At 45.4% G+C, this 26,196-nt stretch carries 24 protein-coding genes; 15 read left to right on the top strand and 9 right to left on the bottom strand.

The genetic code is table 11. The annotated features are described in order from the left end of the window. Window positions 1–227: 227 nt before the first annotated feature. The 3 genes from QUA83_RS03975 to QUA83_RS03965 all read right to left on the bottom strand — a co-directional run bounded on the left by QUA83_RS03975 (window position 228) and on the right by QUA83_RS03965 (window position 5,342). Window positions 228–2,408: an NHLP family bacteriocin export ABC transporter peptidase/permease/ATPase subunit gene (locus QUA83_RS03975; protein WP_333291676.1), complete on the bottom strand. Its 2,181-nt coding sequence runs from the start codon at window positions 2,406–2,408 to the stop codon at window positions 228–230. A 214-nt stretch (window positions 2,409–2,622) separates the two neighbouring features. Beyond that, window positions 2,623–4,410 carry an NHLP bacteriocin system secretion protein gene (locus QUA83_RS03970; protein ID WP_333291673.1) on the bottom strand — a complete coding sequence of 596 codons (1,788 nt, stop codon included), beginning with the start codon at window positions 4,408–4,410 and terminating at the stop codon, window positions 2,623–2,625. 782 nt (window positions 4,411–5,192) lie between these two features. Further along, window positions 5,193–5,342, bottom strand: coding sequence for an isochorismate synthase (locus QUA83_RS03965; RefSeq protein ID WP_333049849.1), 150 nt, complete (start codon window positions 5,340–5,342; stop codon window positions 5,193–5,195). 108 nt (window positions 5,343–5,450) lie between these two features. Here QUA83_RS03965 and QUA83_RS03960 point away from each other — a divergent pair, with 108 nt between their 5' ends. From QUA83_RS03960 to QUA83_RS03920, 9 genes are all read left to right on the top strand, one after another. Beyond that, window positions 5,451–5,630, top strand: coding sequence for a hypothetical protein (locus QUA83_RS03960; protein WP_333159745.1), 180 nt, complete (start codon window positions 5,451–5,453; stop codon window positions 5,628–5,630). 210 nt (window positions 5,631–5,840) lie between these two features. Then, window positions 5,841–7,265, top strand: coding sequence for a nicotinate phosphoribosyltransferase (locus tag QUA83_RS03955; protein ID WP_333291671.1), 1,425 nt, complete (start codon window positions 5,841–5,843; stop codon window positions 7,263–7,265). 83 nt (window positions 7,266–7,348) lie between these two features. After that, window positions 7,349–7,948, top strand: a complete 600-nt coding sequence (locus QUA83_RS03950; RefSeq protein WP_333159749.1) for a nicotinate-nucleotide adenylyltransferase — start codon at window positions 7,349–7,351, stop codon at window positions 7,946–7,948. After that, complete coding sequence (locus QUA83_RS03945) at window positions 7,909–8,658, top strand: NrtR DNA-binding winged helix domain-containing protein (RefSeq protein ID WP_333291669.1); 750 nt, start codon at window positions 7,909–7,911, stop codon at window positions 8,656–8,658. Before QUA83_RS03950 ends, QUA83_RS03945 begins: the two co-directional genes overlap by 40 nt. A gap of 70 nt (window positions 8,659–8,728) precedes the next feature. Continuing rightward, on the top strand, window positions 8,729–9,022 hold the full coding sequence (locus QUA83_RS03940; protein WP_333105335.1) for an isochorismate lyase: 294 nt from the start codon (window positions 8,729–8,731) through the stop codon (window positions 9,020–9,022). A gap of 87 nt (window positions 9,023–9,109) precedes the next feature. Next, window positions 9,110–10,936: an NAD+ synthase gene (locus QUA83_RS03935; RefSeq protein WP_333291667.1), complete on the top strand. Its 1,827-nt coding sequence runs from the start codon at window positions 9,110–9,112 to the stop codon at window positions 10,934–10,936. A gap of 19 nt (window positions 10,937–10,955) precedes the next feature. Further along, the gene (locus QUA83_RS03930; RefSeq protein ID WP_333291665.1) at window positions 10,956–11,885 is read left to right on the top strand and encodes a DUF192 domain-containing protein; all 930 of its coding nucleotides are present in this window, start codon (window positions 10,956–10,958) and stop codon (window positions 11,883–11,885) included. A 43-nt stretch (window positions 11,886–11,928) separates the two neighbouring features. Then, entirely contained in the window at window positions 11,929–12,261 is a 333-nt protein-coding gene (crn3, locus tag QUA83_RS03925; protein WP_333179602.1) for a CRISPR-associated ring nuclease Crn3/Csx3, read from the top strand. A gap of 144 nt (window positions 12,262–12,405) precedes the next feature. Beyond that, window positions 12,406–12,663, top strand: a complete 258-nt coding sequence (locus QUA83_RS03920; protein WP_333291788.1) for a GUN4 domain-containing protein — start codon at window positions 12,406–12,408, stop codon at window positions 12,661–12,663. Window positions 12,664–12,970: 307 nt separating this feature from the next. On the opposite strand, the gene QUA83_RS03915 is transcribed toward QUA83_RS03920, so the two are convergent. Continuing rightward, on the bottom strand, window positions 12,971–13,876 hold the full coding sequence (locus tag QUA83_RS03915; RefSeq protein ID WP_333291663.1) for a LysR substrate-binding domain-containing protein: 906 nt from the start codon (window positions 13,874–13,876) through the stop codon (window positions 12,971–12,973). 244 nt (window positions 13,877–14,120) lie between these two features. Between QUA83_RS03915 and QUA83_RS03910 the strand changes: the two genes are divergently transcribed. From QUA83_RS03910 to QUA83_RS03885, 6 genes are all read left to right on the top strand, one after another. Then, a complete protein-coding gene (locus QUA83_RS03910) occupies window positions 14,121–15,017 on the top strand; it encodes an aspartoacylase (protein WP_333291662.1) in 897 nt (298 codons plus the stop codon). Window positions 15,018–15,188: 171 nt separating this feature from the next. Then, complete coding sequence (locus QUA83_RS03905; RefSeq protein ID WP_333291660.1) at window positions 15,189–16,865, top strand: S8 family peptidase; 1,677 nt, start codon at window positions 15,189–15,191, stop codon at window positions 16,863–16,865. Between the two features lie 151 nt (window positions 16,866–17,016). After that, window positions 17,017–17,826 (top strand): calcium-binding protein, encoded by an 810-nt coding sequence (locus QUA83_RS03900; RefSeq protein ID WP_333291658.1) that lies wholly within the window; start codon window positions 17,017–17,019, stop codon window positions 17,824–17,826. A gap of 337 nt (window positions 17,827–18,163) precedes the next feature. Continuing rightward, a complete protein-coding gene (locus QUA83_RS03895; RefSeq protein ID WP_333291656.1) occupies window positions 18,164–19,843 on the top strand; it encodes a calcium-binding protein in 1,680 nt (559 codons plus the stop codon). Between the two features lie 173 nt (window positions 19,844–20,016). Next, window positions 20,017–20,157: a hypothetical protein gene (locus QUA83_RS03890; protein WP_333291655.1), complete on the top strand. Its 141-nt coding sequence runs from the start codon at window positions 20,017–20,019 to the stop codon at window positions 20,155–20,157. 52 nt (window positions 20,158–20,209) lie between these two features. Next, window positions 20,210–20,839, top strand: a complete 630-nt coding sequence (locus tag QUA83_RS03885) for a hypothetical protein (RefSeq protein ID WP_333291653.1) — start codon at window positions 20,210–20,212, stop codon at window positions 20,837–20,839. Window positions 20,840–21,070: 231 nt separating this feature from the next. Here the strand turns inward: QUA83_RS03885 and ureC are convergent, their stop codons facing one another. The 5 genes from ureC to QUA83_RS03860 form a co-directional block, all read right to left on the bottom strand. Continuing rightward, a complete protein-coding gene (gene ureC / locus QUA83_RS03880; RefSeq protein ID WP_333291651.1) occupies window positions 21,071–22,828 on the bottom strand; it encodes an urease subunit alpha in 1,758 nt (585 codons plus the stop codon). Window positions 22,829–22,983: 155 nt separating this feature from the next. Further along, the gene (locus QUA83_RS03875) at window positions 22,984–24,135 is read right to left on the bottom strand and encodes a glycosyltransferase family 61 protein (RefSeq protein WP_333291649.1); all 1,152 of its coding nucleotides are present in this window, start codon (window positions 24,133–24,135) and stop codon (window positions 22,984–22,986) included. Between the two features lie 336 nt (window positions 24,136–24,471). After that, window positions 24,472–24,789: an urease subunit beta gene (locus tag QUA83_RS03870; protein WP_333291647.1), complete on the bottom strand. Its 318-nt coding sequence runs from the start codon at window positions 24,787–24,789 to the stop codon at window positions 24,472–24,474. A gap of 33 nt (window positions 24,790–24,822) precedes the next feature. Continuing rightward, a complete protein-coding gene (gene ureA / locus QUA83_RS03865) occupies window positions 24,823–25,125 on the bottom strand; it encodes an urease subunit gamma (RefSeq protein ID WP_015179363.1) in 303 nt (100 codons plus the stop codon). Between the two features lie 162 nt (window positions 25,126–25,287). Then, entirely contained in the window at window positions 25,288–26,163 is an 876-nt protein-coding gene (locus tag QUA83_RS03860) for an urease accessory protein UreD (protein WP_333291645.1), read from the bottom strand. Window positions 26,164–26,196: the final 33 nt, after the last annotated feature.

The following is a 26,196-nucleotide window of genomic DNA, read 5'->3' as shown; positions in this document are numbered from 1 at the left end:
TAAAATCCCCGTCTCATAGCTAAAGTCGGTTAAAACCGACTGAATAGCCAAATCAAACCATCATTCATTTCAGTCCTCTTCAGAGGACTTTAGCTATTAGACAGGGAATTCATTCCCTGGCGGACTACCGGGTTGGCGGGCTGACAGGTGAAGTTGAAACCAATGGCTATTCCTGTGTCCCTACAAGGGCTATATACCTTACCTAAAAACTGCTGTATTTCTGCTGTTTATTGTTCGTTCCCAACCAAACGAGCATAAGCACCTCCTAGCTTTTGCAACTCCTCATGAGTCCCTCTCTGAACTACCTTCCCCCCTGCAAGCATAATAATTTCATCGCAATCTCGAATCGTACTCAAACGGTGAGCAACCACAATACAAGAAGTACCGCGACGCCTCAAATTGTGATCGATAATTAACTCTGTTTCAGCATCCAGAGCACTTGTTGCTTCATCCAGCACCAACACCGCTGGATTCCTCACTAATGCCCTGGCAATTTCCAAGCGCTGCCGCTGTCCGCCGCTCATATTTGTCCCCCCTTCATTGAGTTGAGCATCGTATCCTCCTGGCATATTCAAAATAAGTTCGTGAATTGCCGCATCAATGCACGCTTGCACTAAATCTGCTTCCGGTACTGTCGGGTCCCAAAGCGTGAGATTTTCCCGAACAGTGCCGGCATATAGAAATATTTCTTGTTCGACCATTGCCAGCGAATTTGCTAGGATAGAACGCGGAATCAAATTGCGGGGAACCCCATCAAATAAAATTTCGCCATTGATTGGTTCGTAAAGTCTGGTAACAAGTTTGGCAATAGTAGATTTGCCCGAACCGCTGCCCCCCACTAACGCTACCCGCTGACCAGGTTTGACTGTTAAGTTCAAATTTTCAATTAGCGGCGCTTCCAAGCGGCTGTAGCCAAAACTGACACCGCGCAATTCAATCCAGCCCTGCAAATGAAAAGAATCTGGTGCAAGGGCGGCGCGGTCGTTTCCACTATTAAAAGAATCGCGGTCTGCTTCTGGATCGATCCGGTTTTGGAGAACGTCATCAAGTCGGTTTAAATCGGCTTCTAATTCTTGCAGAGTGCTGCCAAAGTTGACTAGATTGTTGACTGGTCGGAGGAATTGTTGAGTGAGACTTTGATAGGCAATTAACATCCCGATACTCAAACCGCCGTTCATCACCCGCAAGCCGCCGACAACTAAGATAGCAGTTGCCGCTAAGGCCGTTAAAAATGCTGGTAATATTGACAGGATTTGAGTGGGTATAGCCAATTCTTGCTGGGCGTTGCTCATTTTCGCATAGTACCCGGCAAACTTAGAAAATAAATCGAATTCTAAACCGCTAGCTTTGACAGTTTCAATAGATTGAATGCCTGCGATGGCAGCACCGCCAACCTTACCTGTTTCCTGAGCTAATCTGGTGTTAGCATCGACGCGGCTGCGGGATAAAGATTGCAGTGCCAAAAAGTTTAAGGCTGCAAAAACAGCGGCAACACTGGTCAATACCCCGTCGTACATCACCATAATTATCGCATAGAAAACCATCATCACCGCGTCGATCGCAGTTGCAGCAAGTTTGCCCGATAAAATTTCAGCAACCTTATCATTAACTTGGCAGCGACTGCTAATTTCACCTGCAAACCGCTGGGCGTAAAATCCCACAGGCAAGCGCAAAGTATGCCAGAGAAACTGTCCCGACATCGAAATTGCAAGCTTGTTTGCCAGCCGCCGCAAATAGAAAAGTCGCATTCGGGCTAGCAGCCCTTGAACGGCCGCCGCAAACAGCATTCCCAATATTAAAGGTCGCAGCCACTCGTGACGGTTTTCGACGAGAATTTCATCTACAAAAATTTGCGTAAATGCCGCGCCAGCCAAACGGGGAACAGTCAGTAATAAACCAGCAATTAAACAAAATGCGATCGCCCAGCGCGAACTTTGCAATCGGGAATCTAAAGCACGGGCAATACTCGGTTTTTTCCCACCCTTTTTAAACTCCGGCCCAGGCTCAAAAGTCAAAACAACGCCAGTATAAGCAGACTTAAATTCTTCTAAAGAAACAGTCCTCGGCCCCGATGCGGGGTCGTTGAGGTAAACGCGCTTTTTCTTCATCCCCTCAACCACCAAAAAGTGATTGAAATTCCAAAAAACAATAAAAGGTGGCGGTACAGCTTTCAACTCTTCGACAGTTTTTTTAAACCCTTTAGCATCTAAGCCGTAAATTCGGGCTGCTTTAAGGATATTAGAAGCTTTACTGCCATCGCGAGAAACGCCGCACTCGCTTCGCAATTGGGCTAAAGGTACTGGGTGTTGGCAGTAACTCAAAATAATTCCTAAAGCAGCAGCACCGCATTCTACTGCTTCCATTTGTAACAGGGTGGGAGTACGAACTCGCCTTAATTTGCGCGGCATAAAAAACTTGTCAATCCAGGGAATTCTCATCGGCTATTAATGGGTAAAATGACTGATGAATGCTGACTAATACTCTCCTTAACTCTCGTTCCCAGGCAGAGCCTGGGAACGCATGGTGCGAGGCAGAGCCTCTTGATCGCCATTCCCAGGCAGAGCCTGGGAACGAGAAAGCGAGCGTGACCGCTGTCAACTGTCAACTGTCAACTGTCAACTGTTAATAAACTCCTGTCAAAGATCGAAAAATAGGAATCACGTAAGAAATCGGCGCTAACTGCCCGATTTGAACCCGAACTAGCGCAGTAGTACCGGGGGAAATCTTGAGAGGAGGCCCGTTCGAGGAAGACCATTTGTAACCGCTGATAGTGTTCGGATCTGGCTGCAATTCCACAAAAACTTGCACGGTAGCACCGCCACCAGCGATGCTTTTCGCGATGCTGTCAGCCAAATTTTCATTGCCGATAATTGCCGACATATCTTGATTAGTAACCGGAAAAGGAGAAACTTGGGTTACTTTGCCGACAATGCCGCCGTAGCGTTCCCGCTTGACGACGCTAGGGGTAACTTGTACAGTCATTCCCGGTTTAATTCGCTTGCCATCTCTGTCAGCAAAATAAACAAGACTGACCATTTTTTCGCGAGCATTTTGAGATTCAACTGTCCCGATCCTTGTACCGATGTTCAGCATTTGACCTGCAACAGCGCTAACTTCTAAAACGCGGCCGTCGTATTGGCTGGTAATTTTGCTGTCGGCTGTCAACTGATTCTGCAAGTGGGCAATCTTGCGTTTAACTTCCTGAATTTGATTTGTTTGGGCGATCGACTTCTCTAAATCTTGTTGAGCAAGTTTGACCGCTTGGGTTTCCATGTCTTTAATCTTAGTTTTGATTTCGTCAATTTTGTTCAGGTTTTGCAGGTACTCCCGTTCGGTGTTACTTTTCTGAACTTTAAGTTCTTGGAGATTGTTTTTAATTTCGTTAAGGCGGTTGAGATTTTGCAGGTACTCCCGTTCGGTATTGGTAGCTTCAACCTTGAGTTGCTGCCTGCTGTTTTTGAGGTCGTCAATTTTATTGAGATTTTGCAGGAATTCGCGATCGCTATTAGTTTTCTGAACGTCGAGTTCCTTTAACTGCGTTTCAATATCCGCCAGTTGCATCTGAGAGTCCGCGAATTCCTGTCTCGCTTGCAGCATTACATCCTCGCTGATCGCCCTCTCTTGTTCGTAAAGAATGCGACGAGTTTCAAACCGCTGCTGTAAAGTTTCCACCAAAGAAGTGATGTGCTGTTTTCGCTGCAAAAGACTGTCGCGTTTTTTGGCGATCGCGGCCAGAGTTTGCTGCCGCAATATCGGTGCAACTTGTTCTCGCCGCAAACTTTCTTCCAAACTTTGGCGTTTTTCTGCTAATGCTGTCAGAGTTTGCTGTCGCAGTACCGGCGCAATTTGTTCTCGGCGCAAACTTTCTTCCAAGCTTTGGCGTTTTTGCTCTAATGCCGCCATACTTTGCTGGTGCAGTATCGGTGCAACTGACTCTCTATTCAAGCTTTCTTGAAGGTCTTTTTGCTGCTGTTCGAGGGTTTTTAATTCCAGGGCAATTTGCTGTTTTTGCAGCTTATTAGTATCTTGTTTTTGCCCTTGCAGTTGGGCTAATTTGGCTTTTTCTTGTTCTAGCTGCTGCTTGAGGTATAGTTTATCAATTCTGCCGATTTCTTGACCCCGTTTAACAACATCTCCCGGCTTGATATTCAGCTTTACTAATTGGCCGGAACTAGCAGCTTGAAATTGCACGACGCGGCGGGGCAGAAGCAATACGCCTTGACCGGAAACAGTCAGCGGAATTCGCCCGATCGCACTCCAAACCCCCGCAGCGGCAACTAAACAGCCAATAGCAGTTAGTGGCAGCCACGATCGAGGACTAACCACCTGCATCATTTCGTCGAGGCGTTCCGGTGAAGATAAGCGATCGATCGCTTCAGTAGTGAAAAGTTTGTTTTGTTTTACCTGCATCAGCTAGTCCTTTCGAGAGTGCGATCGCGGCTTTAAGCAGGGGTGTATTTGAAGGGGAAATTCATTGCAAGTTAATTGAGGCCCAAACAATTTCCCAACAAACGTTCAAAGCTTCCGTGCAATTACTTGAATGTTCTCACTCCTGTTTGCAGCTTGCCTGTAAAATCACTTTACGGCAATTAACCCTGGTAATACCCTAACCCGCAGTAGAGTTTTCAGCTAACAAAAAGACCAGCTTGCAGCCGATCTTCCGACGGGGGAATGACCCGAACTTTCGGCTAGGTATCGCCCGCGGCCAGTCCCTACACATTGGTCACCAGTTAAGCTAAAAACACTTTTGTCAATGAGTAGAATTACTCTAAGGTATCGAAGTAGCAACTTAAAATGTGGTGGGATTTGTCCAAGGAGGTGGGGTAAAACATTTACGACTCCTGCAAGGATTGTTATATAGTTTGATTTTTGATAAAATTACTGAACCAACCCTTGTGCAACAAAAAATTCTAGTTTGGCTTGGTGTTTCTCTAATTTATACGCAGTAAACCGGGGGCAAAAATCTTTATTTCAAAAGCTTACTCTACACTGAATATACCTTTTGTCAATTGTGGAAGTTCAATGTAATTGATGATTGGTAATTGTAGATTGGGTAGAACGAAGAGAAACCCCACATACAATTACTATTAACAGTCAAAGTCAAAAGTTAACAGTCAACAGTTAATTTTTAACTGTTGACTGTTAAACTGAATGCGTGTGCCGAACTCACTAGAAAATGCCTGAATGGCTGTTCATTCTCTCGATTTAGAACTTTTGGAGAGCTTACCCTCAAAAGGTTGAACTCCACTATTTGGATAGTTGTCATCGCTGGGGCTAAAAATCCGCACCGCTGCTTCCGAGACGTAACGCATCGCGTTTGCCAAAGATTTAGAAAGATTCATAGAATCTGCCTCTCTTGTCTGGGTTCTGATACTTTTAATATTACTCGAATTTTTGGCCAGTGGATGAGTTTAGCAATATTTATTTGAATTACTTATTGGTCTGCAACAATGAAGCAAGCTGAAGGTTTGAGACATTACGCATTATTGGACGATCGACCTTTTGCTGGTAGATTTTTCCTTGCTCAACTCAAGCACTCGCGATCGCCCTCCGACCCTCAAAAACCGGGTTGTCTCACTCTATTCAAAGGCTGCAACAAAATATTTTCGCACAAAACCCGCAACGCTTGAGTGTTTGTGGTTAATTCCTGAGTTTGTTAAAGTAAGTATTTATATTGATTTTACCATAATATTAATGTATAAATTAACCTAAATCAGGTGTTAAAGGGCATAATCAGCGAATTTTTCCGACAATATCTGGAATCTTTATCAAAATTTTATAGAAAGATATGGTATTATTCACTATAATTAAAAAAAAGAAGTTTGTCCGGGGTTTTTCTTATGGAAACTGCGACAGAAAGCCTGCAGCTCACAGGTTTTGAAGAAATATTAGAAGACCGGGAACTGACGGTTTCTTCAGCAGATTACAGCCTTTTGACCGATCTCTACCAGCTAACGATGGCCGCTTGTTACGTTGGGGAAGGACTCGATGGGCGGGCCGCGAGTTTTGAATTATTCGCGCGCAGGCTGCCAGAGGGTTTTGGCTACGCGATCGCGATGGGTTTGGCGCAAGTTATCGATTATTTGGAAAAATTTCGGTTTTCGCCGGCGCAAATTGAGGCTTTGCAGTCCACTGGAATTTTTGCCGGTGCAGGAGAGCGATTTTGGACTTTACTCGCCACAGCCCGCTTTACTGGCGATGTTTGGGCGGTGCCGGAGGGGACGGCGGTGTTTGCCAACGAGCCTCTGCTGCGAATTGAGGCTCCTCTGTGGCAGGCTCAGTTAGTGGAAACTTATTTATTGAATGCCATAAATTATCAAACTTTGATTGCGACGCGGGCAGCGCGGCTGCGGGATGCGGCGGGCCCGGAGGCTAAGTTGCTGGAATTCGGGACGCGCAGGGCTTTTGGGCCTCAAGCTGCTGTTTGGGCGGCTAGGGCGGCCCTGGCTGCGGGGTTTGATGGAACTTCTAATGTTTTGGCTGCTTTGAAGTTGGGCCGCAAGCCTGTCGGTACGATCGCCCATGCTTTGGTAATGGCTGTTGCTGCCCTCGAAGGCAGCGAGAATCAGGCGTTTGCAGCTTTTCACCGCTATTTTCCGGGGGCGCCGCTGCTGATCGATACTTATGATACTGTGGCGGCGGCGCGGATGTTGGCCGATCGAGTAAACAGCGGTGAAATGCAGTTGGAAGGCGTGCGCCTGGATTCGGGCGATTTGGCGGTGCTGTCGCGGGAAGTTCGATCGATCCTGCCTGGGGTTCCAATTTTTGCTAGCGGCGATTTGGACGATCGAGAAATTGCTAAATTAAAAAGTAGCGGTGCTTGCATTGACGGTTACGGTTTGGGAACGAAGTTGGTCAGCGGTTCCCCTGTGAACGGTGTTTATAAGTTGGTGGAAATTGACGGAATTCCGGTGATGAAAGAGGCAAGCGGCAAGGTAACATATCCAGGAAGAAAGCAAATTTTTAGACATATTGAAAATGGGCAAATTCTCGGAGATTGTTTGGGATTGTCAGCAGAAACTCTTCACAATTGCGATTCTTACTTACCATTAATGGAGTTGGTTGTCAAGGATGGGAAACGAGTGCAGAAGCCGGAAAGTTTGGACGATATCGCGAAACGAACTGCTGCTTCTGTCGCCAGTCTTCGACCCGAAACTCGTCAACTTGACAACCCAATTTCGCCGTCAGTGGAAATTTCTACAGATTTGCAGAGTCTCACCCAAAAAACGAAAAAGAGTCAATCGATTTTAGATTTTAGATTTTAGATTTTAGATTGAAGTCAGTAGTCAGTAGTCAGTCGTCAACAATCAACAGTCAACAGTCAACAGTCAACAGTCAACAATTACCTATGCAGAAGATTGCTCTTTTTGGAACCAGTGCCGATCCGCCCACAGCAGGACACAAAACAATTCTGAGTTGGCTTTCCCAACATTTTGATTGGGTAGCAGTTTGGGCATCGGACAATCCTTTTAAGTCACACCAAACTTCTCTAGAACACCGATCGGCAATGCTGCTGTTAATAATTCAAGAAATTAATTCTCCGAGACACAATCTTTGCTTGCATCCAGAACTCAGTAGTCCGAGGACGGTGGAAACTGTGGAACAAGCAAGATTGCTGTGGCCGGATGCAGATTTGACGTTGGTAATAGGTTCGGACTTGGTGGGGCAACTGTCTCGCTGGTACCAATTTGAACAATTGTTAAAACAAGTGGAGTTGCTGATAGTACCGCGACCGGGTTATCCGTCAGAACAATTAGATTTGTGGCAGTTGAGGCGCATGGGTGCAGACGTGGCGATCGCATCTTTGAGTGCTCCCAATGTTTCTTCTACTTCCTATCGGGAAACAGGAGACAGGGAAGCTCTGACTCCGACCATCGAAGATTACATCAATAGGGAGCATTTGTACGCATGGCACGAGGCACGAAAAAGGGCGAAGGTTGCTCATTAGCGGACTTTAAAGTAGGAGTAGATAATGTGATTTTCTCCGTCGATGCCGTGCAGAACCGTTTGTTGGTACTGTTGGTAATGCGGCAAGACGAACCGTTTATCGATTCTTGGAGTCTTCCTGGTACTTTGGTGCGCGAGGGAGAGTCTCTTGAAAATGCGGCTTACCGGATTTTGTCTGAGAAAATCCGGGTAAAAAATTTGTATCTGGAGCAATTGTATACTTTCGGAGAACCGGGGCGCGATCCTCGGGAAATTACCAGGGGCGATCGCTATCTTTCGGTGAGTTATTTTGCTTTGGTTCGCTTTGAGGAAGCTGAGTTAATTGCTGGGAGTGTAGTGGCGGGTGTGGGCCACCGCGTCGGCGGCATTGCTTGGTATCCCGTGCAACAAGTTCCTAAGCTGGCCTTCGATCACAATCAAATTCTCGAATACGGATACCGGCGACTGCGTAACAAACTTGAATACAGTCCGGTAGCTTTTGAAGTTTTGCCGGAACTTTTTACTTTGAGCGATTTGTATCAGCTTTATACAACTATTTTGGGGGAAAGTTTTTCTGATTATTCTAATTTTAGATCTCGATTGTTAAAATTGGGTTTTTTGTGCGATACCGGTGTTAAGGTTTCGCGGGGGGCTGGCCGCCCTGCTAGTTTGTACCGCTTTGATGCGGCCGCTTTCGCTCCTTTCAAAAATAAGCCACTGGTGTTTATCTAGCTGTTCCTTGGATGACATTCTGGGATCAATTTAGTAACATTAGAATAGAAGCTATTAAGGAGTGCAGACGATGAAAGACCCTGATGAATGCGCTAATATTCACGAAGTTCGGGAGGAAATTGATATCATCGATCGAGAAGTGATCGAGGCTTTGAGCAAAAGATTTCAATACGTCATCGCTGCCGCCAGGTTCAAAACGAGTGAAGCTAGCGTTAAATCGTTCGATCGCTTTCACGATATGTTACAGCAGCGGCGCGAGTGGGCTCAAGAATCGGGTTTGAATCCTGATGTGGTTGAAAATATTTACCGGGATTTGGTAAATTATTATATTGAGGAAGAGTTGAAACATTACAAATCCAAGTAATCTTTCGCTACATTCAAATCTAGGACTATAGGAAAGTGAGTCCGCGCGGGCGGACTGTTAGCAATATTTATTAAGTGATTTGGTGATATGAAAATTGCGATCGCACAACTCAACCCTACTATTGGTGATATCTTGGGCAACTCCAACCTAATTCTGGAGGCTGCGAAAAAAGCTGAGGTTGAGGGCGCAAACTTATTGCTAACACCGGAACTTTCCCTGATCGGTTATCCGCCGCGCGATTTGTTAATCAATCCGAGTTTCATTGCAGATGCAGGTGCACAGTTGCTGCAACTGGCGCAAGCTTTGCCGCCGGAGTTGGCAGTCATAGCAGGCACTGCCTTACCTAATGCTAATGCTGTTAAACTCGGCGGAAAATCATTGTTTAATAGCGCTGTTTTGTTGCAAAATGGCGTGATCAAACAAGTTTTTCATAAACGCTTGTTGCCTACTTATGATGTATTTGATGAAGATAGATATTTTGAACCGGGAGAAAACAGCAATTATTTTACTATTGGCGAACTCAAAATCGGCGTGACAATTTGTGAAGATTTGTGGAACAATGAGGAGTTTTGGGGTAAACGCAGTTACGCGGGCGATCCTGTTTCCGATTTGGCAAAATTGGGTGTAGATTTAGTGGTTAATTTGTCGGCATCGCCTTATTCTGCGGGGAAGCGGGAAGTGCGCTCTGCGATGTTGCAGCACAGCGTCATCCGCTGCGGGATACCGATTATTTACGCTAATCAGGTAGGGGGAAATGACGATATTATTTTTGACGGCAGCAGTTTTGCTGTGAATCGAAAGGGTGATTTAATTCAGGTATTAGCTTCTTTTGAAACGGATTTGGCGGTGCTGGAATATGACGCAGCTAAACAAGATTTAGTTGGCAGCGGGAACGGGCAAGATGCCCGTTCCACAACTGATTTGGGATTATGTGAAGGACAAAAAGTAGTAGGTTCGATCGGCAGTGGCGTTGGCAGAGGCGGGAACGGGCAAGATGCCCGTTCCACAACTGATTTGAGTTTTCATCCGGCAGAAGGAGATGCCGAAATTTGGGCGGCTTTGGTTTTGGGAGTACGAGATTATGTTCGCAAGTGCGGTTTTTCTAAGGTTGTACTCGGTTTGAGTGGCGGGATAGATTCGGCTTTGGTGGCTGCGATCGCTAGTTGTGCGATCGGGCCGGAAAATGTTCTAGGGGTGTTGATGCCTTCTCCTTATAGTTCGGATCATTCGGTTAATGATGCTTTGGAATTAGCCCGAAATCTGGGCGTTGCGATCGAAATGTTGCCGATCGGCGATTTGATGAAAACTTACGATCGCACTCTCGCCGATTTGTTTGTCAACACAACTTTCGGGATTGCTGAGGAAAATATTCAATCGCGGATTCGAGGCAATCTGTTGATGGCAATTTCTAATAAGTTCGGACATTTGCTGCTTTCGACGGGCAATAAGTCGGAAATGGCGGTGGGTTACTGCACTCTCTACGGCGATATGAATGGGGGATTGGCGGTAATTTCCGATGTGCCTAAAACTCGCGTTTATTCGCTTTGTCGGTGGCTGAATTCTGGCGGATCTGTAGGGGCGATGCCCCCGTACCCGCCCCTGGGAAAGGAAATTATTCCGGTTAATATTATTACTAAAGCGCCGAGTGCTGAACTGAAACCGGGGCAAATTGACCAAGATTCTTTGCCGGATTACGATGTTTTGGATGACATCTTGCAGCGGTTGATAGAACATCACGAATCGGTTCAACAAATTGTGGCTGCTGGACACGATGAAGCCGTGGTTAAACGTGTAGTAAAATTAGTGAGGCAAGCGGAGTTTAAACGGCGGCAAGCAGCCCCTGGTTTGAAAATTAGCGATCGAGCTTTTGGTACCGGTTGGCGGATGCCGATCGCCAAATCTTCATTCTATTAAACCCATCCTTAAACGCACAATGGTTAACATCGACGGTACTTTCGGCTTCGATTTTCTCGCGGGAACTCTCAGCAACGATACGATAAGAGGGTTTGCGGGTAATGATACTATTCAAGGTTTGGGGGGAAATGACCGAATTTTTGGCGATCGGGAAAATGATTTGCTGGCCGGAAATGAAGGCGCTGATACGGTGTCGGGTGGGCAGGGAAGCGATACCATCTATGGAGGACAAGAGTCGGATTGGATTTTTGGCGATCGGGGTCACGATTTGCTAATAGGCGGCGAAGGCAGGGATATCTTGACAGGAGGGGCAGGCGATGATTTATTTGTGATGGAAAAAACTGCCGCCGCATCTACTATTAGTGAAGCCGATATAATTACAGATTTTGGCAACGGCAATGATAAAATTGTCTTGACACAAGGCATGAAGTTTAGCGATTTAGAGCTTTCAGTTTCCGACAACCAAACTATTATGAAAGATAAAAAATCTGGTAATTATTTAGGAGTTGTTTCGGGAAATTCTAATCTGACTGAATCCAACTTTATGTCGCTGTTTGGCGGGATAGATATGGGTCAGCTTTTGCCAATTTCTGTTAACACGATTATAGCCGATCGGGCGATCGGACTGGAAGTGGCGCAAACTCCCCAAGAGCAAGCCACAGGTTTAATGTTTCGCACAGAATTACCGGATGACAGGGGAATGTTTTTCCCGATCGAACCCGCGCGAAATGTGCGTTTTTGGATGAAAAACGTGTTTATTGAGCTCGATATGGTTTTTCTGCGGGAAGGCGTAGTGCAGGCGATAATTCCTAACGTACCGCCGTGTTTGAGCGAAACCTGCCCCAACTACGGCCCGGATGTTCCCGTTGACGGAGTGATCGAACTAAGAGGCGGAAGGGCGGCCCAATTGGGACTCAAAGTTGGCGATCGGATTCCCAATTTACCCTAAAAGGTATATGATTTTATCGCAGCATTCAACATTTGTGCATCCAATGAATCCTATTGAATTAAAAATAATCCCCCATCAAACTCAAGACGGTTTAGCTTATCAACATTTGCGCTTGCGAATTACAACTCAAGACGGTATCATCACGCCCGATGATTTACCAGGTTTGAAACTTCCTCAAGACGTTCAATTAAGTCAAGGAATTGTCATAGAAGGTAGAGGAGCAATTTGGCTGTACGGATATTTAGTACACGAATGTCATCCTGCAGCTTGGGTTGGATGTTACGATCCGCGATTAGAAGGTGCCGTGGTAGTAGCGACGCACAAGCACGAGGTATCAGTTGGACAGGTATTAAAATTGAGTTTACCAAGCGATTAAGACTCTCCGTAGCGGGTGTAGCGGCTTTGGTTTTGAATGTCAATCCGAATCTTACTCCGGCCCAAGTTGAGTATATCTTGACGACAACAGCCAACCCAAATGGGATAATAGCCTACAAATAATAGGCAGCAACTATTCAGAAACATTAGTCGATCGCCCTACAAGCGCGCGAATCTGTTTTGTCAGAAGCTTCGGGCGGATGGGATGTGGATGCAATCCAGCACTGGCAAATATGGATTGACTTCGCAGTTAGAAGTTTGGCAGAAACTCGGCGGTTCTAGTTGTCGAACTTGTGAAGGTCAAATTCAAAATTTTAGCAAGCAAGTAGGATGGAACATGAGTTCGCAAGTAAGTCCTATACCAAGGGAGTTTCCAGCCCAGTATCCAACAGTTGCTGCATGAAGTTGGCAAAGTTATGTTGACAGCGATAAAAGCAAAACTAGGTACAGTCTTTTTGCTGGCGCGCAGACATGACAAGCGTGGAGAGTTACAAAAATTAATCTGTTTTCTACTTTCGCCACTTGCGGCAAGTAACAGTTAATACCGCATATTCCAGGTTCATGAACTAGAGTAGCAGCTATATTGTGTGGTCTTAATCTGTAGGGTGCGGATCTGCGAGATATTGGAGAAAACTGGCAGATTGTTGATGGCGACACACCGTACTTGCTGGACTTTTCACAGCTTTTTACCTAGGCTTGTTTCTCACTAATCATTTAGGATTGCTATAAATTGAGAGGGTTTTAATAATATTGAGAAATTGCTGCAAAATGGTGGACGAATGATTAGGCCGCCAAACAGCAGTTAATTGAGTGGTTGTCGTTTGTTCCTGAATCTGACGATAGACCACTCCTTCGCGTTGAATATTCTGTACGTGAGATGGCAGAATGCTGATACCTGTTTCGCCTGCGACTAATCCCAAAATTGTGACCATAAAGACGGCTGTTTGAGCAACTTTAGGAACAAACCCTGCTTGCGAACATACATGGTAAATTTCCTCAGATAAGCCAGCCACAATCTGATGAAGTGGCATTACAAATTCTTGATCCTTTAGGTCGGAAAGCGAAATTTTGGATTGGGCTGTAAGCGGATGGTTTTTGGGTAAAACGACGACAAGTGGTTCTTGCGTGAGAGACATCGTTTCTAAATCATTGGCTTCAGAAATATCGTGGTAGAGATAGAGAAAAATGATATCAGTCTGGCGATCGCGCAACCTCTGAATTAAAAAAGCACTGTGTTCTTCCTGCAAAATCAGTTGTACCTCTGGATATTGCTGTCGAAAATTTCGCAGAATCTCTGGAAAGACACCATTCGCGATCGAACTGGGAAAACCCACCGTCAAATAACCCAATTCACCCTGATCGATGCGCTGGGTTTTATGTACCGCTTGTTCTAACTGTACCAAAGTTGCGCGAGCTTCTTCTAAAAACGCTTGTCCTGCTGGGGTTAGCTGAATCGGGTGATTTTTGCGATCGAATAGCTTCACACCCAGTTCAGCCTCTAAATCTTTAATTTGTTGACTTAGGGGCGGTTGGGCAATGTGCAATCGTTTTGCCGCGCGACTAAAGCTCAGTTCGTCTGCCACTGCAATGAAGTAACGAAGATGGCGAAGTTCCATAGGTTATACGATTTTAGATTTTAGAATTGAACGATTGGGAATGAATGATTACTATCATGGTTGGGAGCACGGGCCTACAGTTACATTCTCTTTTGTAACGGGGATAAAATAGTATATTTTTTAAGTATATTGTTATATATAAAAAAGTATTTGACATATAGCAATAACTTATTTATCTTGAAATTAAGAGTTATAACTTTCGGCACGAAATACCTATTTAAGTATTGCTGAATGAGGATTATTCATGATTTCGCAAGTAATTCGACGAGTGGCAGTTGTGGGAGGAACCCACGGAAACGAGTGGACTGGGGTTTATCTGATTAAGAAGTTTCAACAATTCCCCGACTTACTGAAACGATCGAGCTTTGAGGTGGTTACTCTATTAGCTAATCCTCAAGCGGTAAAGTCCAATCGGCGTTATGTCGATCGCGATTTGAATCGTTGCTTTGCCGAGGAAGATTTGTCTAACCCAGATTTGATGGGTTACGAGAACAGACGTGCTAAGGAAATTTCCGCCCAACTATGTCCGAAAGACGAACATGGGGCTGATCTGATCGTTGACCTTCACAGCACAACGGCCAACATGGGGCTGACAATTTTACCATCTAGCAAACATCCATTCAATTTGCAATTATTAGCTTATTTGAGTGAGCTCGATCCCTCAGTGCGAGTTTGTTTGGGAGAGCATTATGGTCAAAATGCCCCAATGCTTCGATCGCTCTCTGCTTTCGGTTTCACCATAGAAGTTGGGCCGATCGCCCAGGGAGTCATTAACGCCCGTCAGCTTCAGCAAACCGAAATGCTGGTTCACGCCATTCTGGATTATCTCGACGCACAAAATCTGGGAAAGCCGCTTCCTATACCATCATATTTAACTGTATATCAGGCGATCGGCTCAGTAGACTATCCCAGAAATTCAGTAGGTGAACTGCAAGCTGCGATCCATCCCCAACTTCAGTTCAAAGACTATGAACCCTTACATCCCGGTGAACCGATGTTTCTCACATTTACGGGAGAATCACTCCCCTATCAAGGAGAATCTACTGTTTTCCCTGTATTCATTAACGAAGCTGCCTATTACGAAAAACACATAGCGATGGTTTTGACGCAAAAACAACAGCTTCAGCTTGAAACGGCATAACTTGCCGAAAAATATGACTTTTATGAAATTAGGGTTATGACTTTTATGAACTCAAGCAATGAATTTATGAATTGACTTATCATCTCGCATTGGGAATAATCTTAATTAATTTAAAATCAAGAAGTGTCTCCCCTAAACACAAGTGAATCTCAAATTATCAGGAGTGCATTTATGGAAAGTACGCTCGGTATATTTGCAATCGATCGCGAACAGCAGCTCACAGCAGCATTAACAATTTTTGGTAACAGCGGTCAGCTTAACTTTTTCACTGCATCCCGTCAATTTAACGGTAGCGTCCCTAGCAACGGGTTTGACACTGATAATTTGCCAGCGATGGCGATCGGTGAACAACAACACATAGCAGATTTTGTAGTAGCCCAAAGCAGCGATACCCTCAGTTACTCAGCCAACAATCAAGTCGCTAGCACTACATCTCCTGCTCAACAAAAATCGAACTCAGAGGCGATCGCTGTCGGCACAGATACCCTAACAGGAACGAGAACGGCTAATCAGTTGAATTTATCAGACCCAGGCAACTCCTTAGCAACTGCACGCAATATTGGTGTTGCTGACAACAATCGCCTCACCTTCTCTGATTTTGTCGGAGTTGACGATAACGAGGATTATTACCGCTTTACTATTAACAACAATAGCGATTTGAGCTTGCGTATCGATGCTTTGGATGGGGCAGGAATCGAGCTGATTCAAGATAAGAATCGCAACGGTGAGGCTGATTATGATGAACTTCTTGGCAGCGATTATGCTTCAGCAGGTGCATCCGGCGAGATAAATTTCTTCAACCTGACTCCTGGAGATTACTATGTCGCAGTTTATAGTTACTTTGACTATAAGAATTACAACCTGAATCTTGCTGCCACGCCTGGTACTGGTTTTAGCAGCAATTACGGATACGGTTTAGTGGATGCAAATGCAGCAGTAGCCGGCACTTTTAACAGTCCAGTTAAGTTCCCCGAAGTTCCTAATTTGGGCGGGAATGATTGGGCAAGAGACATGGTAAATGCGCCGGAAGTTTGGCAGGGGGGAATTACCGGAAATGGGATTGTTGTAGCTGTCGTCGATACCGGCGTTGACTACACCCATCTCGATTTAGATGCCAATATTTGGCAGAATGCGGATGAGATTCCCAATAACCGAATTGACGACGATCGCAACGGGTATATAGATGATGTCAGGGGTTGGGATTTTGTGTCTAATGATAACAACCCAATGGATGGGGATTTCGACGGTCACGGGACTCACGTAGCAGGTGCGATCGCGGCCGAACGAAATGATTTTGGCATAACTGGAGTTGCCTACAATGCAAAGATTATGCCTGTGAGAGTTTTGCCGGAATTTGGCTCTGGGAACTTCAATAATTTTGCTGCTGGAATTCGCTATGCTGCTGATAATGGAGCTAATGTAATTAACTTTAGTATTGGTGGCTGGTCGCCTAGCATGGAGGTTAGTGAGGCAATTCAGTACGCAACTAACAAAGGAGTTGTTGTCGTCATGGCAGCAGGAAATGATGGTTTTAGCGAACCAAGTTATCCAGCTATGTATGCCGATCGCTTCGGAATTGGTGTCGGAGGAGTTGATATAAATGGCAGGATGGATGAATTCTCTAACCGTGCAGGTTTCCGACCTTTGGATTACCTAGTTGCACCGGGAGTAGACATCTATTCTACAACTCCCTACAACACCTACGAAACCTACAGTGGCACATCGATGGCAGCCCCTCACGTAGCGGGTGTAGCGGCTTTAGTTTTGAATGCAAATCCGAATCTAACTCCGGCTCAGGTTGAGGAAATTTTGACTGCAACAGCCAATCCAAACTGGGTAATTGTCTAGAAACTACCCGTACAGAAACATCCCTGTAATTACTGGCAAAACTTTCTCGCAATCTGTGCTTTAAAAAATAAAAGTTATTTTTTTGCATAAAAGTCGGAAGCTTGCCCTGAGTGGAAAAATAAATCGCGACATCGCAAGGAGAAACGAACTTATGACTTTACGAAGAGATCCATCAGGAATACCCCGCTTAATTGGCGAAGACAAATCCGAATTAGTTGAGTTATACGATGTTAATTCCCAATTTGGAGGAGTAACTAACTTCCCTTCAGGAATTTGGATGCTCGGAGGTAACGATACAGTTCGCGGATCTTTAGCTAATGATTTGGTATTTGGTAATGACGGGGAAGATAGTTTCAGAGGGGATGAGGGAGATGATTCTTTATTTGGAGGAAGAGGTAAAGACTTTTTGCAAGGAAATGAGGGAAATAACTATTTAAGTGGGGGTCAAGATGCAGATTGGATTATAGATAACGGAGACGATGATATTTTATTGGGCGGTAGAGGCAATGACATTCTATACAGCGGTTACGACAATGATACTCTGGTTGGAGGTTTGGGTCGAGACTTCTTATCAGGTGTAGTTACTGGGGTCGGTAGCACTACTCCTAAATGGGCGGGAAGAACTTTATACGTTCTCCAACCTGAACCCGGAGTTACTGATATCAATCAAGCCGATCTCATTAACCATTTCAGATTGGGTTTCGATCGGATTGGATTAGCAAGTGGTTTGACACCTAACGATGTAGTTTTGCAAGAGTTGACCAATACAACTATTTTTATACAGTTTGATGTGCCAGAAGATATGAAAATCTTGATGACGCCATCTGAGTTAAATCCTCCACCGCAAGTGCTTTCAGGGACTCTCATCAAACTCAGGAATACCGGAGATTTCCTAGGTTTTGTTCCAGGTATAACGCCCGATCGACTGCAAAACAGCATAATTTCTGTTCAGGGGTTTTAAGCTAAAGCAATTATCATACCGAGATCGCGCGCCCTAATTTCTCTGCCAAAGGTGCGGGCGAAGACGTGAAATTTTTGCCAACGGGCGATCGGGTCGGGCTGGCTCACCAATTTTAGTGCAAGTTAAACTGGAGAAAACACAGGTTATACCTTTCTGCCGCTGCCGTAATATATGTGGCATCAATTGACGATTTTTCGGATCGAACGGGTTTTTTGTACCAGTCCTGTATGTGTTTGTGCAGCACTCCGAAAAACCTAATTTTCTCTGAAATCTAATTTTTTCAATGCGATCGAACACTCGTCAATGTACCAAACTTGCACTTTTAATGCCAGGACTTATGACCATTAATCGCGTCTCAGTTGACTCAGCAGGCAATCAGGCGAACGACTTCTCCAACAATTCCTCCATCTCAGCCAACGGGCGGTTTGTGGCGTTTCAATCTCAGGCATCCAACCTCGTGCCGGGAGACACCAACAATAAAAACGACATCTTCGTGCGGGACTTGTCAACCAATACTACCACCCGCATCTCTGTAGATTCAGCAGGCATTCAGGGAAACAACGACTCCTTCAATCCCTCAATCTCAGCCGACGGGCGGTTTGTGGCGTTTGCATCTTTTTCCAACCTAGTGCCGGAGGATACTAATAATCAAAGCGACATCTTCGTGCGGGACTTGTTAACCAATACCACCACCCGCGTCTCTGTAGACTCAGCAGGCAATCAGGGGAACTCCCCGTCCAACAATTCCGCCATCTCAGCCGACGGGCGGTTTGTGGCGTTTCAATCTTATGCCTCCAACCTAGTGCCGGGAGACACGAACAATCGGTTCGACATCTTCGTGCGGGACTTGTCAACCAATACCACCACCCGCGCCTCTGTAGACTCAGCAGGCTTTCAGGGGAACAGCGACTCCCTCACCCCCTCCATCTCAGCCGACGGGCGGTTTGTGGCGTTTCAATCTGTTGCCTCCAACCGATTGGGAGAGACGAACAATCGCGACGACATCTTCGTGCGGGACTTGTTAACCAATACTACCACCCGCGTCTCTGTAGACTCAGCAGGCAATCCGGGGAACAGCGACTCCTCCAGTCCCTCCATCTCAGCCGACGGGCGGTTTGTGGCGTTTGAATCTCAGGCATCCAACCTAGTGCCGGGAGACACTAACAATTTTTTTAACCAAGCTAAAATCTTCGTGCGGGACTTGTCAACTAATACTACCACCCGCGTCTCTGTAAACTCAGCAGGCATTCAGGGGGACGAAAACTCCTTCCTCCCCTCCATCTCCGCCGACGGGCGGTTTGTGGCGTTTACTTCTGCTGCATCCAACCTCGTGCCGGGAGACACTAACAATAAACAGGACATCTTCGTGCGGGACTTGTCAACCAATACTACCACCCGCGTGTCTGTAGATTCAGGAGGCGATCGGGGGCAGTATGACGATGCGTTATTTGAGCCCTCAATATCAGCCGACGGGAGGTTTGTGGCGTTTGCATCTGGTGCATCCAACCTCGTGCCGGGGGATACCAACAATACCACCGACATCTTTGTTTCTGACACCGGCAACAATAACTCTGCAAACGTCATCAACGGCACTCCGGGCAACGACGTGCTCACTGGCACTCCCGGCAACGACACCATCAACGGTTTGGCAGGCGATGACGTGCTGACTGGTTTGCGGGGCAACGATATCATCAATGGTGGCGACGGCAGCGACTACCTGTCTGGCGGCAAAGGTTTTGACACCCTCAACGGCGGTTTGGGCAACGATACCCTTGTCGGTGGCGTGGGCAACGATGTATTTGTTTTAGGTGCGGGATTGGGAGTTGATACCATCTCTGATTTCGGCAACTCTCAAGATACAATTCAATTAATCAACGGCTTGACCTTCGGACAGCTATCAATTTCCCCTGGAACTAACGGCACATTAATTAGACTAGCCAGCAGCGGTGAAGTTTTAGCTTCTTTGACAGGTGTTGCTCCCAATTTCATTGGCCCTGAAGATTTCGTCTCTGTTTAAATATTTGTCGATTCTCAATTACCTGCTGTAGAAACACAGCACTGCTTTGTCCTTTCACCGAATATCTCATATCAAATCCGTTAGCACCGGAATAGTAAATTCGAGTTCACTGTTGACAGCCAACCGTCAACAGTCAACCGTCAACAGTCAACATCATTCCGGTGTTACCGGAAATGATATCACCTTTACTCAAAGAACACGATCGCGAGTTACGCACTCCGACAGAGAAACCGGGTTTTTTACCGAATCTGCGAGTCACAACGCAGTATTTTCCTAAAAAACCCGGTTTCTTATCCCCCGTGCAAAAGCCCTAGCAAAAAATGGTTTGACGCGCAATATACTGTTGTTAGCTTTTAGTTATTAATTATGGCAAATTACAGAACTGTATTGTTGTTCAATAGTCTAACTTTAGTGCTAGTTGGGCTAGTGACGGCGTGTCTGGGTTTGTTCGGTTCTTCAGTAAAAGGGTTATTTTTGCCGCCTTGCTCTGCTACGTATCCGGGTGCAGGTTTCTTTTTCTTGGCGTTTCAAATGTTATTTTATTTATCGGTAATGGTGTGCGCTTTTACCTTTGGATTGCTGAGAATTATTCAACCACATCGCCCAGAAAATCGATTTATTTTATATTCGGCACTGTTTGCAGGTTGCTTTCTATTCAATGAAGTTTTTCGCACCCACGTTCATCTGGGACGTGCGGGTTTCCCGAAAGTGACAATTGTCATATTTTACGCCTGGGTGGCAATTGCATACGGATTAGCTTTTCGGAGACAAATTCGCTCGACTCCCTATGCTTTACTGCTGAGTGGCGTTGGGTTGTTATTTGTGGCCTTTTTTGCAGAAGCGCTGCCTTTAAAAAACGAGATAATTTCGAGCTTGCTGGAGGGAATACCGAAACTGTTGAGCGGGATTAATATTGCACTTTATTTTTGGTTTTTGTGTCAGGGTTTGATAGTGCGATCGCTCAATTTTTCTAACAGAAAATCATATCCTGAATGAAGTAAGATGAAAATTTGCCGTTGGCTGGGTGCGGGTTTTTGAGATTGGCGGGTTTTGGCAAATATTGTTTGTAAAACCAGCCCTACATGATTGTATAATAGGTTAAAACTCATATGTTGCACCATTTTCAATTAGCTTTTTAGGAACAGGCAAGATGCCTGTTCCACAACATATAAATTTTCTTGTGGAACGGGCATCTTGCCCGTTCTTGAAAATGGTGCAAGATATCAGTTAAAACAAAAAGTACCGCTGCGCCATTGGTAAAACTGTTGCCGGTTCGCAAGTTAACAATTCCCCATCCGCCCTGACTTCATAAGTTTCTGGATCGACTTCCATTTGTGGCAAATAATCGTTGAGTTTCATATCTCTTTTGCTAATTTGTCGGGTTCCGGAAACTGCTACAGTGGGCTTGTGCAAACCTAGCTGTGCGGCAATATCTCGATCGCGCGCAGCTTGGGAAACAAACGTCAGACAAGTCGCCCCAATCGCACCGCCAAAACTGCCAAACATCGGCCGCATATGCACCGGTTGCGGCGTCGGAATGCTGGCGTTAGCATCTCCCATCTGCCCGTAGGCGATCGCCCCTCCTTTAATTACCAGTTCCGGTTTCACCCCAAAAAAAGCCGGCCGCCACAAACACAAATCCGCCAATTTCCCTTCTTCCACCGAACCGACATACTGACTAATTCCGTGAGTAATTGCCGGATTAATTGTATATTTCGCAATGTACCGCTTCACCCGAAAATTGTCATTTTCTCCCCCTGTGGAACGGGCATCTTGCCCGTATAAATCACCTGTGGAACGGGCATCTTGCCCGTTCAAAATCCCCCTTTGAATCTTCATTTTATGAGCCGTTTGCCAAGTCCGAATAATCACTTCCCCAACCCTTCCCATCGCCTGAGAATCAGAAGAAATCATACTAAACGCACCTAAATCGTGCAAAATATCCTCAGCAGCAATAGTTTCCCTTCTAATTCTCGATTCAGCAAAAGCCACATCTTCAGGAATGCCTCGATCCAAATGGTGGCAAACCATCAACATATCTAAATGTTCTTCTAAAGTATTGACAGTGTAAGGGCGAGTCGGGTTAGTTGACGAGGGCAAAACATTAGTTTGACCGCAAACTTTGATAATATCCGGTGCGTGTCCGCCGCCAGCACCTTCGGTGTGGTAAGTGTGAATAGCTCGATTTTTAAATGCGGCAATTGTAGCTTCCACAAATCCCGCTTCATTGAGAGTATCAGTGTGAATTGCAACTTGCACGTCGTACTCGTCAGCTACACTCAAACAAGTGTCGATCGTTGCTGGTGTAGTTCCCCAATCTTCGTGGAGTTTCAAACCCATTGCACCGGCAAAGATTTGTTCAATTAATCCTTGGGGTTGACTGCTATTTCCTTTACCTAAAAACCCTAGATTTACGGGGAAAGCGTCGGCTGCTTGCAGCATTCGGTACATATGCCAAGGCCCCGGAGTGCAAGTTGTGGCGTTTGTACCCGTTGCGGGGCCAGTGCCGCCGCCGATCATTGTCGTGATTCCAGAGGCGATCGCCACTTCTATTTGTTGCGGGCAAATAAAGTGAATGTGAGTGTCAATTCCCCCAGCGGTGAGAATCATTCCTTCGCCCGCAATTACTTCAGTACCAGGCCCGATAATAATATCTACCCTATCTTGAATATAAGGATTGCCGGCTTTACCAATTTTGTAAATTTTGCCGTCTTTTATGCCGACATCTGCTTTAACAATGCCCCACCAGTCTAATATTAAAGCATTAGTAATTACCGTGTCAACAGCGCCGTCTGCATTAGAAATAGGCGACTGTCCCATACCGTCGCGAATGACTTTGCCACCGCCAAATTTAACTTCATCCCCGTAGGTTGTGAAGTCTTTTTCTACTTCTATGAATAATTCTGTATCGGCTAACCGGACGCGATCGCCCACAGTCGGCCCGAAGGTTTCCGCGTAGGCGCGGCGATCCATTCTGTAACTCATGCTTGCTCCTAATATTAATAAATTTTTAGTTAGCAGTTGAGACCCACTTGAATTATAGTATGTGACGAGTTCCTCAATCTGCAACAGTAAAAAAAATACAACATTAGGCAAGCTTTAAAACCCCCGATAGGCATCAATTCTTGCCAATCTAAAATCTAACAGGCTATCAAGGGGCAACTTTCCTCCAGCATTTTAGGGATTGCCCTTTTCAAAATCTCCACATCCACCGTCATATCCATGCCAATGAAACTCCAATCTTCCGCTACATTGTTGTCATCAACCATACGAGAGTATTCTAATCCCAATAGCTGGCAAATGTAATAGAAATATGGCGGAGTGTACCCTCCATAAAAGAATTCCAATACTTTCGTTCCCGGCTGACACCACAGCAAATTTGTAAAACCAGCCCCGTGAGGGCCGACAACCACCGCCGCTTCTGCAAACAGACGAATTTGTTCATCAACACTGCGCGAGATATCTTCCAAAATTTCAAAATCAAATTCTTTCAAAACCTCTCGCACTTGTAATTCATTTTTAACCTTGCGTCGGCCGCTTCTCGACAGATAAAGTTTTCTATAAGGCTTTACCTTTTCCTTAAGACAGAATTTTTTCCGCAAAAGCTCTATATCGTAAGGACTGGGAAAATACCAGTCTTGATTGTTTCCCACCACCACACTTTCTGCATGATATCCCGTATCTCTAGCCTGAGTGTCGATTAGTGAACTTTCAGGAATACCGAGTTTGGTCATAAAGCCCAACTCAAAATCTGTATGTCGTAAAGGATAACAAATTTTAGCTTCTTGCCAAATTTCCTTACCTAAAGCCTCCTCAATTCGACAAAGTTTAGCCAGCACAAAAATCACATAATCATAATAACTGCACCACAAATGCGACCAAGGAGCAACTACCAGCGGATAGGTAATTTGGTTAGGTTTGTAAGGCCATTCCAGAATGCCCGCACCGCTAATCCGAAAATCCAAGTCTAAAAGCAACTTGTTATTCAGCAGCGTGTTGCCCGACGTACAAATAGTTAGAGAATTTATTTTTTGATTCCGGGAAATTTTCCAAACATAATCTGGGTCAAAAGAAACTGTTTTTTCCGTGGCAAAAAATCGAGAAGGCACTTTATTTACCGAGGTTAATGCGGGTATATTGATAGGTTGGTGCTGCTTTTTATAAACGATGCTGTCATCTAACAATTTGATGCTGGTGCGTCGGTCTAACGGGGTTCTCCAGACACGCCTTGAGGTTGCTAGCAAGCTCTGCTTCAATTTCTGTTTGATCTGGTCAACTATTTTTGGGTTCATCACGCACTTTTGCTGTATATCTTTGCAGTTTTAACAACCACAGTAGACCGCAAACAGCCGATTTAAAATCGCTCAAAAGTAGGAGATTGAACTCACAAAAAAAAGCCCGAAGGGAGTAAGACAGAAGGCACAGAAAAAGTTTTGAGCTTACTTTATCACTCTCTAGGCATAGGGCTGGAAGTGACACCATTTTCGATTTTGGATTTGGGATTGGGGATGAGTGATCATCATAGTGTGGAGATTGCTTACAGTTGCATTCTGTTTTGAAACTGCTTGGACTTTTAAGTTAAAAAGTTTCAAATTCCCAACTCAACCATCGTGAACTACCTTGTGGCTTCATACTTCAGCATCCAGATGACCGTTCACTTTTCCATTAAATCCGTAGACTTGACGACTACCAACAAACGGCACTAATTGAACTTCCCTTTCATCTCCCGGTTCAAACCTGACTGCTGTACCTGCGGGGATATCCAACCGCATTCCTTTTGCTTGTTCTCGATTAAATTCTAAGGCTTCGTTGGCTTCATAAAAGTGATAGTGTGAACCAATTTGAATGGGTCGATCGCCTTTATTTCCTACCAGCAACCGCAGGGTTTGGCGAGCTGCATTTAATTCTATTTCGCCGGCTGAAACAATCATTTCTCCTGGAATCATCTTTTCCTCCTCTGAGTGTCTGTGGTTGATTTTTTAACGAATCGGATCGTGCACTGTTACCAACTTAGTTCCGTCGGGAAAAGTCGCCTCAACCTGGACTTCATGCACCATTTCTGGTATCCCTTCCATCACATCTTCCCGCGTCAGGAGAGTTGTTCCATAACTCATTAAATCGGCGACGGTGAGGCCATCTCTGGCTCCTTCTAAAATGGCTGCGGAAATGTAGGCTAGTGCTTCTGGATAGTTTAATTTTAAACCTCTTTGTTTCCGGCGCTCTGCTACCAGGGCGGCGGTGAAAATCAGCAGTTTATCTTTTTCTTGGGGGGTGAGTTGCATTTTTATTCTTGTAAGTGCGATCGCATTCTTTGATTGTGATATCGTTTACGGTTGTTTCTGAATGATTAAACCGCAAAGGGCGCAGAGGGCGCCCAGGAAGAGAAGAGAGAGATGAATAATCTAGTTAGGAGGGCAATTATACATTGAAACTCCAAGATCATCCTATTTTATCCAAACTCTGGGCAAACAGCAAGGGCGTTGTGAAAAAGACAAGCGCAGCAACTGCCAAATGTTGACAAACCAGTCTCTAGCTGCGGTTGTGGATGTACCGCGATATCGGCACAGCAAACCGTTAGGAATACGAGTCACGCCGACGGTGGAATTACCAGGATAAATTGTTGCCTCAGATGGCAAATTTCGCACTTTTTCCACGAGCTCTGTGGTTACGGGTTCGCCTACCCAAGCGAGGGTGGCGACTACGGGTTTTCCTGCGAGTCCATGAGGACTTTCGAGCATTTTTTCTCCACCTTTGAGCAATTGTCTGTCAATCCATAAAGGGCTGTTTTGTTGCCAGACTTCGGTGTGCGAGATCCATTCTCCAGACAAGAACTTTTCGCCCCTAGCACTGCGTCCAAATCTGGTAATTTCCCACAGTAAAATCCTCGCTGTTGGTGCTAATTCTACCCGCAAATTTTGCCGATATATTGCGCCGTCAAAAACTATTGTTTCCTGTGGCAGCCATTCTAAATTAGCACCAGTATCTAGCTGAATGTCAATATTTTGTTGTGATTCTAGTCCGCTGCTGCGATAGATTTTACCAGCGGCGGCCGTGGTAATCAAGGCTTTGGCGTTGGGTTGGAGGTGAACATGGCTGGAAAGTCGATCGCCCCCGACAACTCCACCAGCCGTGTGCAAGATGACGCTGTGACAAACGTCTTTCCCTTCAGGATAAAACGGGCGCTGCACCTTGAGGGGTGCTTGCATTTGATTGTGAATGATTTGAGTTGCACCGGATCGGTTGGCATAGACTAAATCCAGGCGGCCGTGCCATCCAGTTTGAATGTTATTTTTAGGTATGTCAGTCGAGTTTTGAATCACATTTTTTTTTATTTAATAATAAATATTATTAAC

Source organism: Microcoleus sp. K1-B1, from assembly GCF_036704705.1.
Lineage (GTDB): Bacteria > Cyanobacteriota > Cyanobacteriia > Cyanobacteriales > Microcoleaceae > Microcoleus.
The sequence above is the reverse complement of the archived record's forward strand: the minus strand, read 5'-3'. Positions and strand labels throughout refer to the sequence as shown.